The sequence below is a fragment of the Pseudonocardia yunnanensis genome, assembly GCF_039534065.1.
In the GTDB taxonomy this organism is placed as follows: domain Bacteria; phylum Actinomycetota; class Actinomycetes; order Mycobacteriales; family Pseudonocardiaceae; genus Pseudonocardia; species Pseudonocardia yunnanensis.
The window spans coordinates 345955-360847 of sequence record NZ_BAAAUS010000007.1 but is presented as its reverse complement, the minus strand read 5'-3'; the positions used below and the strand labels follow the sequence as shown (position 1 = coordinate 360847).

At 71.0% G+C, this 14893-nt stretch carries 11 protein-coding genes; 6 read left to right on the top strand and 5 right to left on the bottom strand.

Annotated elements, in window-relative coordinates:
• The first annotated feature begins 75 nt into the window (after positions 1-75).
• Complete coding sequence (locus ABD743_RS10985) at positions 76-1821, top strand: thiamine pyrophosphate-requiring protein (protein ID WP_344721355.1); 1746 nt, start codon at positions 76-78, stop codon at positions 1819-1821.
• Positions 1822-1829: 8 nt separating this feature from the next.
• Complete coding sequence (locus tag ABD743_RS10980; RefSeq protein ID WP_344721354.1) at positions 1830-2813, top strand: zinc-binding dehydrogenase; 984 nt, start codon at positions 1830-1832, stop codon at positions 2811-2813.
• Here ABD743_RS10980 and ABD743_RS10975 read toward each other — a convergent pair.
• Positions 2810-3652, bottom strand: coding sequence for an LLM class flavin-dependent oxidoreductase (locus ABD743_RS10975; protein ID WP_344721352.1), 843 nt, complete (start codon positions 3650-3652; stop codon positions 2810-2812). The two genes, ABD743_RS10980 and ABD743_RS10975, sit on opposite strands and share 4 nt — an antisense overlap.
• 213 nt (positions 3653-3865) lie before the next feature.
• Here ABD743_RS10975 and ABD743_RS10970 point away from each other — a divergent pair, with 213 nt between their 5' ends.
• The gene (locus tag ABD743_RS10970; protein ID WP_344721350.1) at positions 3866-4456 is read left to right on the top strand and encodes a TetR/AcrR family transcriptional regulator; all 591 of its coding nucleotides are present in this window, start codon (positions 3866-3868) and stop codon (positions 4454-4456) included.
• Between the two features lie 28 nt (positions 4457-4484).
• On the opposite strand, the gene ABD743_RS10965 is transcribed toward ABD743_RS10970, so the two are convergent.
• From ABD743_RS10965 to ABD743_RS10955, 3 genes are read right to left on the bottom strand one after another with little or no spacing between them, the layout of a single operon-like run.
• A complete protein-coding gene (locus ABD743_RS10965) occupies positions 4485-5258 on the bottom strand; it encodes a citryl-CoA lyase (protein WP_344721348.1) in 774 nt (257 codons plus the stop codon).
• A gap of 50 nt (positions 5259-5308) precedes the next feature.
• Positions 5309-6847, bottom strand: a complete 1539-nt coding sequence (locus ABD743_RS10960) for a class I adenylate-forming enzyme family protein (protein WP_344721346.1) — start codon at positions 6845-6847, stop codon at positions 5309-5311.
• Positions 6848-6875: 28 nt separating this feature from the next.
• On the bottom strand, positions 6876-8192 hold the full coding sequence (locus ABD743_RS10955; RefSeq protein WP_344721344.1) for an MFS transporter: 1317 nt from the start codon (positions 8190-8192) through the stop codon (positions 6876-6878).
• 149 nt (positions 8193-8341) lie between these two features.
• Here ABD743_RS10955 and ABD743_RS10950 point away from each other — a divergent pair, with 149 nt between their 5' ends.
• Positions 8342-9154 (top strand): IclR family transcriptional regulator domain-containing protein, encoded by an 813-nt coding sequence (locus ABD743_RS10950; protein ID WP_344721342.1) that lies wholly within the window; start codon positions 8342-8344, stop codon positions 9152-9154.
• A 19-nt stretch (positions 9155-9173) separates the two neighbouring features.
• Here the strand turns inward: ABD743_RS10950 and ABD743_RS10945 are convergent, their stop codons facing one another.
• On the bottom strand, positions 9174-10046 hold the full coding sequence (locus ABD743_RS10945) for a helix-turn-helix domain-containing protein (RefSeq protein ID WP_344721340.1): 873 nt from the start codon (positions 10044-10046) through the stop codon (positions 9174-9176).
• 91 nt (positions 10047-10137) lie between these two features.
• Between ABD743_RS10945 and ABD743_RS10940 the strand changes: the two genes are divergently transcribed.
• Positions 10138-13548, top strand: coding sequence for a DUF5107 domain-containing protein (locus tag ABD743_RS10940; protein WP_344721338.1), 3411 nt, complete (start codon positions 10138-10140; stop codon positions 13546-13548).
• A 1-nt stretch (position 13549) separates the two neighbouring features.
• Positions 13550-14872 (top strand): cellulase-like family protein, encoded by a 1323-nt coding sequence (locus ABD743_RS10935; protein WP_344721336.1) that lies wholly within the window; start codon positions 13550-13552, stop codon positions 14870-14872.
• Positions 14873-14893 lie beyond the last annotated feature (21 nt).

Below are 14893 nucleotides of genomic sequence, written 5' to 3'. Positions count from 1 at the left end.
GCGTCCAGGACATCTGTCCCGAACCTGCTGCCGAGCAGCCGATGTTCTCCGTCACGACGGGAGAAGATCCGTACTGTGAGCGATCGGGACGTCGCGGTCCGGGCGTCCGGCACCGGAGCCGAGGAGGGCAACCGTGATCGAGCCGTGAGCACCCCGGCCGACCGCACACCGGACGTCGCCGCGGTCGCGGCGGAGGTGCTCCGCCGAGAGGGTGTCGAGCATCTCCTCGCCTATCCGCTGAATCCGCTCATCGAGTCCGCGGCCGCCGCGGGAATCCGGCCGGTGATCGTCCGGCAGGAACGCGTCGGCATCCACATGGCGGACGCGATCAGCCGGCTCGGTGACACCGTCGGGGTCTTCTGCATGCAGGCCGGCCCGGGCGTGGAGAACTCCTTCGGTGCTGTGGCGCAGGCGTACTCCGAGGGGGTCCCGCTCGTCGTGATCCCGGGTGGGGCGCCACGCGCGCAGACGTGGGTGCCGCCCACGTTCAACGCCGCGCTGAACTTCCGCCACGTCACCAAGGCGACCGAGCAGGTCACCACGGGTGCCGGGCTCGTACCCGCCCTGCGTCGGGCGTTCACCCAGGCACGCAACGGACGCCCGGGACCGGTGCTCGTGGAGATCCCGGCGGACGTGTGGACGGAGGAGGCGCCGGGGCTCGACGCCTACGTGCCGTCGCGTCGGGTGCGCTCCGCACCGGACACCGAATCCGTCGAGGCGGCTGCGGCGGCGCTGGTGGCGGCGGAGCGCCCCCTGCTCTACGCCGGACAGGGCGTGCACCGGGCGAGGGCGTGGGCGCAGCTGCGGGCCCTCGCCGAGCTGCTGGAGGCTCCGGTCACCACCAGCCTGGAAGGCAAGAGCGCGTTCCCGGAGACACATCCGCTCTCCCTCGGATCGGGCGGGGTCGCAATGCCGCGCGCGGTCTTCGAGCACGTCCGCGATGCCGATGTCGTGTTCGGGATCGGGGCGAGCTTCACCGCCACCCCGTTCGGGATCCGCTTCCCGACGGCGGGGAAGACGTTCGTGCACAACACCCTCGACCCGGGCGACCTCAACAAGAACGTCCCCACCGAGCACGCCCTGCTCGGCGACACCGCGCTCGCACTGGACCTGCTGATCGAGGCGGTACGGGAGCGGCTCGGCGGCGGGCCGCGAGGTCGGGCGGGGGGCGTCGCCGGCCGGATCCAGGAGCAGACCAAGCCCTGGCTGGATTCCTGGATGCCCTATCTGACCAGCGACGAGACGCCGCTCTCGCCGTACCGCGTGATCTGGGACCTGCTGCACCTCGTTGACGTCGAGCGCACGATCATCACCCACGACGCGGGGAGCCCCCGCGACGAGCTCTCGCCGTTCTGGCGGCCGGTCGCACCGCACAGCTACCTCGGGTGGGGCAAGTCCACCCAGCTCGGCTACGGCCTGGGGCTGGCGATGGGTGCGAAGCTCGCCCGGCCGGACCGGCTGTGCGTCAACGTGTGGGGCGACGCCGCGATCGGGATGACCGGCATGGATCTGGAGACCTGCGCCAGAGCCGGGATCCCGATCCTGTCGGTGCTGTTCAACAACTTCGCGATGGCCATGGAGGACAGGATCATGGCCACGTCTCGTGAGCGCTTCGGGACCACCGACATCTCCGGCGACTACGCGACGACGGCCCGTGCCTTCGGTCTGCACGGCGAACGGGTCACCGAGCCCGGGAGGATCGTGCCGGCGCTGCGCGAGGCGATCGCGGCGACGGAGGCGGGCACACCCGCGCTCGTCGAGTTCGTCACCACCCGGGAGAAGAAGTACTCGACCTTCGACTACGCGAGCTACCAGGGTTAGGAGAGGCCATGCGGGCAGTGCAACTCGTGGCACCGGGTCGGCTGGAGACGGTCGAGGTCCCGGTCCCGGACATCCGCGACGACGAGGTGCTGGTCCGTGCGCACCGCGGTTCGATCTGCGGCAGCGACCTGCACATCATCTTCGACGGGTTCTACCGCGGCGAGTTCCCGGCGGCGCCAGGGTTTCCCGGGCACGAGGGCGTCGGGATCGTCGAGGAGTCCCGCTCACCCGACTTCGCCACCGGGGACGCCGTGCTCATCGCGCCGGTGCCGCGGGACGCGCGGTGCTTCGCCGAGTGGCAGGCCGTCACGGACCGGTCGCTGGTGACGCTGCCGGAGGGCGGGGACCTGGACCGGCTGCTGATGGCCCAGCAGCTCGGCACCACCGTGTACGCGATGCGCCGGTTCTGGCCGGAGGTGATCGCCGGGCCCGCCGACGGGCTGACCGCCGCGATCTGCGGCGCCGGGTCCGCGGGCCTGTTCTTCGCCCAACTGGCGCGCCGCGCCGGCTTCTCCACGGTGGTGATCGCCGACAAGGCACCGTCGCGGCTGCGGATCGCGAAGGAGTTCGGCGCGGACGTCGTCGTCGACGTCACGGAGGAATCGTTCGTCGAGGCGGTGCACGACGCGACCGGCGGTGTGGGCGCGGACCTGGTGATCGAGGCGGTCGGGTACGACGAGACACGCATCCAGTGCCTGCACGCGGTGCGGCCGCGTGGCCGCATCGGCTACTTCGGCTTCCCCGAGAAGCCGCAGGGCCCCACGACCTGGGACTACAACGAGGCGTGGACCAAGCAGCCCTCGATCGAGCACAACCACAGCACCCAGATCGAGCCCGGGCTGACGGCCTTCCGCGAGGCCGTCGACCTGATCCACACCGGCGGGATCGACGTGAGTCCGTTCCTCGACCCGATCTTCCCGATGGAACAGGCACAGGAGGCGTTCGAGGCGGCGCGCGACCAGCAGGGCGGCAAGATCGCGATCGCGCTCTAAGCCGACGTGCTGATGAGCTCGTCAGCGACCCACCGTGCGACATCTGCGGGGTAAGGCGCCGGCAGTCCGAGCACGATGTGGTGGAAGCCGGCGTCGATCGCCTCGCCGATCGCGTCCCGGGTGACGCTGGGCTGGTCGTAGGCGACGGGCAGGTGGATCGAACGGAGAACTGAGGCGGGATCGCGACCGATCTCGTCGCAGTAGCGGTCCAGCAGTGCGCTGCGGCTGACGGCGTCGTCGATGTCGCCGCCCGGGATGTTCCACACGTCGGCGTGTTCCGCGACCACGCGCAGCGTCGCGGACGAGCGTCCGCCGATGAGGATCGGCGGGTTGGGGCGCTGCACGGGTTTGGGGTTGCAGAACGCCCCGGTGACCTGGACGTACGCACCGTGGAAGTCGAACGGCTTGTCCTCGGTCCACAGCTGACGGATCACGGTGCAGGCTTCGGCGAGGCTGCCGACGGCATGCGCTGAGTCGTGGAACGGGAGGCCGTAGGCGTCGTACTCGCGCCGAGCCAGCGGGTGGCTGGGTCGTGAGCCTGCGCCGATGCCGAAGTCGAGCCGTCCACCGGAGACGATGTCGACGGTCGCGGCGATCTTGGCCAGCATTGCCGGCGGCCGGAAGCGGTTGCTGGTGACGAGCAGGCCGAGGCGCAGTCGTTCGGTCTGTGCGGCGAGCGCCGAGAGGAGCGTCCAGCCTTCGTGGATCGGTCCGTCCGGGTCGCCGCCGATCGGCATCAAGTGATCGAACAGCCACGCGTGCTCGATCTCCGGGATGGCGTCCGCCTCGCGCCAGACCCGCAGGACGTCGTGGTAGTCGACCTGCATAGGGGCGGTCATGATCCCGAAACTGGGTCGGGGTGTGTGCGTCATCGAGCCGGTGGTCCTTTCGACCGTGAGATTCAAGCGGAACATTATTCCGGAAGGCCGCTGAACGAGTGGCAATGCGCGGGCCCGCCCTGCGCTCTGGCACCATGAGCAAGCGGAACCCTGTTCCAGCAACGATACGGAACCTTGTTCCGCTTGGCAAGCTCGTGGCGAGGGAGCGGCGTGGTGAACGACAGCGACGAGGGCGCAGGGCAGGCGGCCCGGTCCAAGCGGGCGGACGCCCGGCGTAACGAGCAGTCTCTGCTCGACGCGGCCGCCGCGGTCTTCGTCACGTCAGGCGTGGAAGCGCCGGTACGCGACATCGCGGCCAGGGCCGGCGTCGGGACGGGCACGATCTACCGTCACTTCCCGACTCGAGCGGATCTCATCATCGCGGTCTACCGACACCAGGTCGAGGCCTGCGCCGAGGCCGGCCCGGCCCTGCTGGCGGCCGGCGCCGGTCCTCACGCCGCGCTAGGGCGTTGGATCAACCTCTTCGTCGATTTCCTCGTCACCAAGCACGGACTGGCTGCCGTGCTGCAGTCCGACAACGCCGGCTTCGACACGCTGCACGCCTACTTCCTCGACCGCCTCGTGCCCGTGTGCACCCAACTGCTCGACGCCGCAGCCGGTTCCGGCGAGATTCGATCCGACGTGGAGGCCTACGAACTCATGCGCGGCGTCGGGAACCTCTGCATAGGCGCAGACAGCGATCCGCGCTACGACGCACGCCGCATGGTCGAACTCCTCATCGCAGGGCTGCGCCGGCCGCACTGACTCTCGACCAGGCAGCCGACGCGGGCCGCTAGGCGTGGCCGGAGTGGTGGCTCGACGCCGCCTCCTCCACCTCGCGCCAGATCGTCGGGGCGGTCGGGTTCGTGATCTCCTCCAGCACATGGCCCACCAGGCCGACGGCGCGGGCCATCACACCGATTCCCCTGGCGGCCCGCCAGTCGATACCGAGCCGGGATGCGATCGCCCCGATCGCGCCGGTCACGTTGACCGGCAGTTCCTTGCCCAGCGCTTCCCCCGCCTGCCTGGCCACCTCGCGGATGAGCGGCACCTGGGGGCCGCTCAGGCCGTTCTCGTCCAGGATCGTGAAGAGTCGTTCGGCCCGCGGGTCGAGCGGCTTGTGGATCGGATGTCCGATTCCCGGGATGAGCTTACGGGCCGCGACGAAAGGCTCGACGATCTTCGCGGCCTCCGCCTCGAGGTCTCCCCCGAGATCTGCTTCCTGCACGTACCGCGCGGCGCCCTCGATGGATCCGACGAACGTGCTGCCGAGGCCGAGGAGGCCTGCCGCCACCGCACTCTGCAGGGAGTCCGGAGCTCCGTAGTGGGTCAGCCGGGTCGCGATCGCGCTGGGCGTCATGCCGTGCTCGACGAGGCTCACGGTCAGCGCGTTGAACATGGCCGACTCGCCGGGACCGGGAAGGCGTCCGGTCAGCTCGAGGAATCCCATGTCACCGAGACCGACCTTGCCGACCAGGTCGTCGACGAGGTCGTGGCCGAAGATCGTGATCTGCGATGACGTGCTCCAACTGATCTCGGAGCGGATGCCGCTGATGTGGTCGCTCATTCGCGGGGTGCCTTTCGGGTCGCAACGTCGCCGGTCGAGGCCGGCGCGGATCACGGTTCGAGGAGCTTCTCCAGCTCGTGCCGGAGGACCTTGCCCGACGAGCTCCTCGGGACCGACTCGGACGGGATGAAGTGGATCTCCTTGGGCAGCTTGTGCTTGGGCAGGTTCCTGCGGCAGGTGTCGAGGAGGTGCTCGACCGTGACCGTGTCCTCGGAACGCACGACGAACGCGACCGGGACCTCGCCCCACACCGGGTCGCTACGGCGGACCACGCCTGCCTCCAGCACGCGCGGGTCCTGCAGGAGGACGCGTTCGATCTCGGCGGGGTAGACGTTCTCGCCACCGCTCTTGATCATGTACTTGACCCGGTCGACGAAGTCGAGCAATCCGTCCGCGCGACGGACCAGGACGTCCCCCATGTGGAACCATCCGTCGCGGAAGTCCGCGGCGTTGGTTTCGGGGTTGTTCCAGTAACCGCTGAAGAGCGTCGGTCCCCGCATGCAGAGCTCACCCGGCACGCCGTCCGGGACGTCATTGCCTGCCGGATCCACCAGCCGAACCTCGCAGTAGGCGCTCTGCTCCTTCGGGAATTCCGACGGGACGACGCCGACCGGGATGGCGTTCGCCGAGCACGGCGGGCATCCGGTCTCCGTCGAGCCGAAGGTGTTGGCGTACGGCGCGTCGAGGAGCGTGGTGAGATCGGCGATCTCGGCGGGGCGCACGAGGTCGGGCATCACTCCGCACAACGTGATCCCCGCCGGCACGGTCCCGCTCTGCCGCACTGCGTCGGCGAGCCGTCCGACCGTTCCGGGCATGACGAGCAGCCAGCCGAGCCGTTCCGTCGCGACGACAGCGACGAGCCGGGTGGTGTCGAACCCGTCGACGACGATCACCTTGCCGCCGGAGATCAGGGTGCTCAGCGAGTTGTCCAGCGCGCCCATGTGGCTGAGCGGTGACCAGGCGACGAAGTTGTCGCTGCCGGCCAGGCCGAGCTCGGCCCGGGTCGCCATGCTGCGAGCGATCTCCGCCCGGTGGCTGATGCACGCCCCCTTCGGCATGCCGGTGGTCCCGCTCGTGTAGATGATGACGACGATGTCCTCGGGCTCCGCCGCCGAGGGGCGCTCCCACGGCTCGCACGTAGTCAGGGAGTCCTCGTAGCCGGGTCCGAGGACGAGGACGTCCTCGGACCGCGCGTCCAGCGATGCCCGGTACTGCTCGGACTGCCGGGGCGAGGCGATCGTGACCGCGGGCTCGACCAGATCGAGGCACGCCGTGAGCTCCCGAGCGGTCGATCGCGTGCTCTGGCAGGCCACGATCGCACCCAGCCTGGATGCCGCGAGGATGACCTCGAAGTACTCCGCCCTGTTCTCCGAGAGCAGTCCCACACGCTGCCCCCGGCGGACGCCGAGACCGGCGAGCCAGGTGGCCAGCCTCCGGCTCCGCTCCTCCAGTTCGCGGTAGGTGATCCGGTTCGAGCCGTCCTCCACCGCGATCCGCGTCGGGTGTGCACGGACCCGCGCGTCGAAGAGGGTGACCAATGTGCTTCCGGCGGCCTGCATGACGAGGTCCGTCGCCGGCGTCATCGTCATCGCCGCACTTCCCTGATCGCCCACGCTCTCAGGCCCCCGCCCGGTCAGTGGTGGCCGCACGGCCGGGCACGTCGATCGGCCGCGAGCGACCTGCGGCAAGGGGGCGGGCGAGGAGGACCCCACCGATCCCGAGCAGGCTCGTCACGACCATCCAGCCCGCGACGGCCCACGGTTCTCCGCCCTGCCAGGCGAGCAGCCCGGCGGCGATCAGCGGCGCGAGCCCACCGCCGACGACCGTGCCGCCCTCGCGTCCGATGGAGACGGCGCTGAAGCGGATCTTCGTGCCGAACATGCTGGTGAAGTAGGCCGGCTGGATGGCATCCGACGCAGCGGCACCCCCGGCGATCCCGATCGTGACCGCGATGACGGCCAAGGTCACGTCCCGGGAATCGAGGAGCAGGAAGAAGGGGAACACGAACGCCGCCTGCACCAGCAGCGCGACGATCATGACGCGGTGGAACCCGAACCGGTCGCCGAGGTGGCCGTAGAGCGGGCACAGCACGCAGGCCACCAGCGCACCGACCACCGTCGCCATCAGGATCGACGAACGCGTCATGCCCAGCGTCGCGGTCGCGTAGCTCAGCACGAAGACCGAGACGATGTAGAACGTGGTGTTCTGCCCGACGCGCATCAGGAAGATCGCGATGACGTTGCGCGGGCGGCGCAGCGCCTCGACCACCGGGGCCTTCTCCTGCCCTTCGACCCTCGTGACCTGCTCGAACTCAGCGGTCTCCGGCAGTTCCCGGCGGATCCAGAGCCCCACGCCCACGAGCAGGATGCTCACCACGAACGGGATGCGCCAGCCCCAGCCGAACAGCTGGTCGTCGGTGAGCACGCTGGACAGCGCGGTGTAGGCCAGCGAGCCGAGGATCAGCCCCGCGAACACCGCGCTCGACAGGAACGCACCCCAGAACCCCGGGCGGGAACTGCCGTTCTCCTTGGTCATGAGGGCAGCACCGCCCCACTCGCCGCCCGTTCCCAGGCCCTGGATGATCCGCAGCACGACGAGCAGGACCGGGGCCGCGATACCGATCTGGCCGTAGGTCGGCAGCACGCCGACTCCGACCGTCGCGATTCCCATCATGATCAGGGTGACGACCAGGACCTTCTTCCGGCCGACACGGTCACCCAGGTGTCCGAAGAGGACGCCGCCGAGCGGGCGTGCGGCGAACCCGGTGGCGAAGGTGGCGAAGGACAGCAGCGAACCGACGACGGAGTCGGCCGCGGGGAAGAACAGCTGCGGGAAGACGAGCGCGGCCGCGGTGCCGTAGAGAAAGAAGTCGTACCACTCGATCACGGTCCCGATGGAGACGGCCGTCGTGACCCGTCCGGTGAGGGTCGCCATCTCAGCCGACTCCGATCCACGACAGCCGGCAAGGCCGGTGACCTGTCCTACGCACGTGCGCCTCCTCGTTGGGGCTTGACAGGATTTCGCCCAGCGAATAATTTTTCGCCTGGCGGATCATGTCGGACGCTAGAAGCGAGGTGGTCGGCATGTCAACCGTCGACAAGGAGCAGTTCGTGACGTCGCTCGCTCGCGGGCTGACGGTCCTCAAGGCCTTCAGGCCCGAGGCGCCCGAGATGACACTGAGCCAGGTCGCCGCCGCCTCGAACCTCAGCCCCGCGGTCGCGCGCCGGTTCCTGCTCACCTTGGTGCAGCTCGGGTACCTGACGCAGGTCGACAAGAAGTTCGTTCTCACCCCGCGCGTCATGGAGCTCGCAGCCACCTACCTCGACTCCATGAACCTCGCCGAGATCGCGCAGCCCCACCTGCAGCAGATCCGCGACAGCACGGGCGACAGCGCTTCCCTCACGGCGCTCGACGGCGTCGACATCATCCATCTCTGCCACGTGCAGACCGAGCGCCTGCTCCGGTTCGCGGTCACCCCCGGCAGCCGGGTGCCGGCCTACGTCTCGGGCACCGGGCGCGCGATCCTCGCCTTCGCGCCCGAATCGCGGCTCGAGGAGTTCTTCGCCGCAGCAGAGCTCACGCCCCGCACCCCGCGCACCGTGACCTCGGAGCACGAGCTGCGGGCCTGCTTGCGCACTGCCCGCGAGGACGGGTACGCGCTCGTCGTCGACGAACTGGACATCGGCATCACGGTGATCGGCTATCCGGTCATGAAGGACGGCGCCGCAGTGGCCGGAATCAGTTGTGCCATCGCATCGGGATACATGACCACCGCCGACTTCGTGGCATCGCGACTTCCGCTGCTCGAAGCGGCCGCGGCCCGCCTGCAGAAGGAGCTGGACCGTTTCCCTGCACTCATGCATTCACTCGACATGAGCCGACCTTCTGGTTACTGATACGGCTGCGCCGCCGCGCTCACGCTCCCCTGTTCCCGTTGCGGTAGTCGGTGGGACTGCATCCGTGGACCGTGCGGAACTGGCGCGAGAAGTAGAACGCGTCGGTGTAGCCGACGGCCGTCGCGATGTCGCCGATGTCCCGCGACGAGGTGATGAGGAGCTCGCGCGCCCGCGCCATCCGCAGGCGCTTGGTGTACTCGACGACGCCACCGCCGGTCGCGGCGCGGAAGAGCGCCGAGAAATGCGAGGGCGACAGCCCGGCCGTTCGGGCCAGCTCCGGCACGCTCACCGGCTTCGCAAAATTGCGACGCAGGTGCTCCTGGGCCTGCCGGATCGGCTCGGTGCGCTGGTACCCGCCGCCGACGGCATCGGCTGCCAGCTGCGCCAGTAGCCCCCACCCCGCGCCGGAGGCGGAGATGAGGCTGGGGAAGGTTTCGTCCCGCTCGAGAAACCCGATCGCATCGTCGATGGTGGACACCGCGCGGTAGGTGTCGTGCAGCTCGACGAGGCCCTCGCGGCCGTCCTCGGTGATCGCCGAGAGCAGCTCCGGCACCTGTGAGCCGGCGGCGTGCAACCACCAGATCGTCCATGGGTTGCGGGGGTCGGCCCAGTAGGTGTGCGCCAGCCGTGGGGGCAGGACGAGGGCGTAGCAGGGCGCGACGACGATGGTCCGCTCCCCTACCTGGCACCGCCCGATCCCGTCGGTGCAGACGATGACGACAGCCTCGTCGGCGCCTTGCGGGCGGCGTCGGCCGTGGTTCGCCGCGCGTGGGAAGTAACCGGCGTCGGTGACGAGGAGGCTCGCCGTCGGCGGCTGCCGCAATGCGGACGAAACGAGCGGGCGTGGGAGCACGCGTAGCCGTTGGCCGGGGAAGCCATCGGGCAGCAGCACGTCGGCACCATACCCGCGACCATCGAATCGTCCAGGTAACTCGGTCGATTCGGCTATGCAGGCGAGGAGCGTCCGCTCGTAGCGTCTCCGCATGCTCGACGGCGAGTCACGACTGCAGCTCCCACCCCGCCCTGCCGAACAGGCGGACGCCGGGGTGGCCGTCTGGCGGCACCCGCTGACGATCGACAGCTACCTCCCGGAACCGCCCGACCGCTACCCGGCCTACCTGGACCGCCGCGTCTACCAGGGCTCCTCCGGCCGCGTGTACCCACTGCCGTTCCACGACCGGATCAGTCCCGTGAAGGCGCCCGCCGAGTGGGCCGCGGTGCACCTGGAGAACAGGTGGTTGCGGGTGCTGGTGCTGCCCGAGCTCGGCGGCCGGATCCATGTGGGGCACGACCGCAGCTCGGGCTACGACTTCTTCTACCGCAACCCCGTGATCAAGCCGGCGCTCGTCGGACTCGCGGGCCCGTGGATCGCGGGCGGCGTGGAGTTCAACTGGCCGCAGCACCACCGCCCGGCGACGTTCCTGCCCACCGACGTCGAGGTCGAGCACGAGCCCGACGGCGCGGTCACCGTGTGGTGCTCCGACCACGACCCGTTCACGCGGATGAAGGGCATGCACGGCATCCGGCTGCGGCCCGACCGCGCGACGCTCGAACTGCGGGTGCGGCTCTACAACCGCAGCGAGCAGACCCAGACGTTCCTGTGGTGGGCGAACGTCGCCGCCCGCGTCGGGCCGGACTATCAGTCGTTCTTCCCGCGCGACGTCCGCGTGGTCGCCGACCACGCGCGGCGCGCCGTCACCGCGTTCCCCGCCGCCGACCGGCCCTACTACGGCGTCGACTACCCGGGCCGCCACGAGCAGGTGGCCGTCGCGGCCGACGGCATCGAGGTCCGCGGTGACCGTCTGGACTGGTACCGCAACATCCCCGTGCCCACCTCCTACATGTGTGTCGGCAGCCGCGAGGGCTTCTTCGGCGGGTACGACCACGCGGCCCGCGCGGGCTTCGTGCACGTGGCAGACCGCTTTCTCTCCGTGGGCAAGAAGCAGTGGACGTGGGGCGACGCCGGGTTCGGCCACGCGTGGGACCGCAACCTGAGCGACGACGGGGGCGCATACGTCGAGCTGATGGCGGGTGTCTTCACCGACAACCAGCCCGACTTCGCGTTCATCGCCCCGGGCGAGACGAAGGTGTTCTCGCAGGTCTGGTACCCGATCCAGGAGATCGGGCCTGCGCACGCCGCCACCGTCGACGCCGCTGTGCGCGTGGACGTCGAGCCCGAGGGCGCACACGTCGGCCTCGCGACCACGGCCGAGCGCGACGGCTGCGTCCTGCGGTTCGAGGACGGCGACGGCCGGGTCGTCGCCGAGGAGATCGCCGACGTCGCGCCGGGCCGGCCGTGGCTGCGCCGGGTCGCGCTCTCGCCCGCGCACGCAGCGGGTCGGCTGCAGCTGCGCGTGCTGCACGCCGGCGCCGAGCTCGTGACCTGGGACTCGCTCGTCCCGGACCCGGACGGCGACGTGGCGCCTGCACGCGAGCCGGCGGCGCCTGCCGACGTCGCGACCGTCGAGGAACTCGCGGTGATCGGCGCGCACCTCGAGCAGTACCGGCACGCCACCCGCTCACCGGAGGCGTACTGGCGCGAGGCGCTGCACCGCGATCGCGGCCACGTCGCGAGCAGCGTCGGACTCGCCGCCAGGGCGTACCGGCGTGGCGACCTCTCCGAGGCGGAGTCCCTGCTGCGGGCCGCGGTCGCGCGGTTGACCACGCACAACGCGAACCCGCAGGACACCACCGCGCACTACGCGCTCGGTCTCGTGCTGGAGCGGCAAGGCCTGCCCGACGAGGCGTACGCGGCGTTCGCCACCAGCTCCTGGACCCGTCCGTGGCGGGCCGCTGCCGGCTATCGGATGGCGCGCCTCGACGCCGCCGCCGGGCGCGACGAGTCGGCGCTCTCCCGGCTGGAGGACGTGCTGCGCGCCGAGCCGGAGCACCTGCAGGCCCGCGCGCTGAGCGTGATCGTGTTGCGCCGGACGGGTCGCCACGAGCAGGCCGACCAGATCGCCCGCGCCACGCTCGCCCTCGACCCGCTGGACTGGTGGACCCGCGATGTGCTCGGGCTCCCGGTCACCGCCGACGCCCAGACATGCCTGGACGTCGCGATCGAGCACGCGGGCGTCGGCGAGCTCGACGCGGCTCTGCGGATGCTCGACCTCGCGGCCGAGCGCGACCCGATCCGCACGACGGGGCAGACAGCCGCGGGACCGTTGCTGGACTACCACCGCGCCGCCGTGCTGGAGCAGCTCGGACGGCCCGACGACGCTCGGCAGGCGCGTGAGCGGGCGCGCAAGGCCGACGCCACCTGGTGCTTCCCCGCCCGGCTCGACGACGCGCTCGTGCTGGAGCGCGCCGTGGCCGCCGACCCGGAGGACGCAAGGGCCCGGGCTCTGCTCGGGCACTGGCTCTACGCCCACGACCGGCCCTCCGACGCGGTGGCGGCATGGCGTGCGAGCAGCGAACTCGACCCGACCGACCCCGTCGTCTGGCGCAACCTCGGGCTCGCCGCCCACAACCACCTCGAGGACGCCGAGCAGGCGCGCGAGGCCTTCGACCGCGCCCTCGCCGTCGCAGGCGCCGACGCGCGGCTGCTGTTCGAGAGCGACCAGCTCGACGCGCGCCGCGGCGTACCCCCGCAGCAGCGGCTGGCGCGGCTGCTCGCCGCGCGCGAGCTCGTCGAGTCCCGCGACGACGCGACCGTCGCGCTGGCTCACCTGCTGCTCACCGCGGGACGCCTGGACGAGACCCGGTCGCTGCTGCTCGCCCGCACCTTCCAGCCGTGGGAGGGCGGCGAGGGCGAGGTGCTGCGGGTCTGGGACCGGCTCGCCCGCTTGCAGGCGCAGCGCGAGCTCGCCGCCGGCGGCGGTGCCGGGCGGGCGGCCGTTGCGCTGCTCGACGCGGCGCTCGATCCGCCGCTCTCGCTCGGCGAGGCCCGCCACCCGCTCGCGAGCACGGCTGCGCTTCAGCTGCTGCGCGGAGACGCACTGTCGGCCGCGGGTGACCGCGAGGGTGCCACAGCGGCGTGGGGGCTGGCGGCCGCCCAGCACGGCGACTTCCTGGTGATGAGCGCCCAGCCCTACTCCGAGGCGACCGCGGCGTCCGTGGTCGCGCTGCGCAGGCTCGGGCGAGAGGACGAGGCCGGGGACCTCGCCGACGCGCTGCGCACGTTCTGCGCAACGCTCGCCGCGACGCCGGCCACCGTCGACTACTTCGCCACGTCACTGCCGTCGATGCTGCTCTTCACCGAGGACGCCGACGTCGCGCGGCGACGGCGCGTCGCGTTCCTGCGCGCCCAGCTCGCCGTCCTCGACGGCGACGAGGGCGCAGCCCGGGAATGGCTCACCGAGCTGCTGACCGATGATCCGCACCATGTCGATGCCCTCGAACTGCTGGCGTCGATCGCCGCTCCCACCCCGTCGACCGTCCTCGAGGAGGCCTGAGATGCACACGTTCCCCGATCGCCTGACCATCACGCTGTGGGACTTCTCCTGGTACGTGCGGACCGGAGAAGGGGAGCCGTTCGCCGATCTCGACGCCGCCTTCGCGCAGGCCGTCGAGCGGGGCTACAACACAGTGCGGATCTGTGCGATGCCGTTCCTGCTGTTCGGCTCCGGGCTCGACACATCGGCGCTGTCGCTCGGGCCGCTGGGTGGCGACTTCGGCCGGCGGATGCGCTGGTACGACGTGAAGGCACCCACCACGATCGACGCCCGCGAGCACCTGCTCGCCCTGTTCCGTGCGGCCCGTAGGCACGATTGCCTCGTGATCGTCTCGTCGTGGGAGTACCAGCAGAGCTCTGCGTTCGCGGCCGATCCGGCCTGGTGGGACGCCCTGCGCGCGGTGCCGCCCGCCGAGCGTCCGCGCCGGCTCGCGGCCGCGCACGCCGACCTACTCGACCTGCTCGTCGCCGAGGGCCTCGACGACCGCGTGGCGTTCACCGAGATCCACAACGAGGTGCAGGTCGGGCATCTCACCGAGGGCCTGCCTGCCGACGCCGATGCCGTGGTGGCGCTGCGGCCGCTCCTCGAGGAGGCGATCGACGAGTTCCACCGCCGCCACCCCGGCCGCCGCTGCACCGTCAACTACGCGCGCGTGCCACACGACAGCATGCGCGGCATCCCGGAGAACGTCGACGTACTCGCGGTCCACCCCTACATCTACGGGGTGCTCGGTGCGCTGATCGACGAGTTCGGCCTGCGCGGGCCCGTCGCGGAGTTCCGGCAGGAGGCGGCCGCGGCCCACCTCCTGCGGCCCGGGGCACCGACCGCCTCCGAGTGGACGGTGCCCGCCGAGCACCGCTGGCGCCTCGACGCCACGATCGTCTCGGCCGTCGAGGCGTACGTCCACGACTGGGCCGACCCGGTGGCGTTCGACCGCTGGCTCTACGACCACTACGGCGAGCACCGCATCGCCATGGCCGAGAAGCTGGCGTTCTGGTTCGACGTGGCCGGCGACTGGGCGGCCGCCCACGACGTCCCGGTCGTCCTCGGCGAGGGCTGGGTCGGCTACACCCCGCTGCACGGGACGTTCGAGGAGGGCCCGGTCGGGGCGGAGATCTGCCGCCAGGCCGTGTCGCACGCCCGCCGCATCGGCGCCTGGGGCACGGTCGTGTGCTCCAACGCCGCGCCGCAGCACCCCATGTGGTCCGACGTCGCGCTCCAGCAGGAGTGCAACGCCCTGTTCGCCACGGCGCCCGCGCCGCGCACGTCCGCTGTCTCGTCCCCCGAGTTCCCGGCACGGGAGCCCGCCCCGCGATCCGCCTGATCCCCGACCCGCGCCAACGAC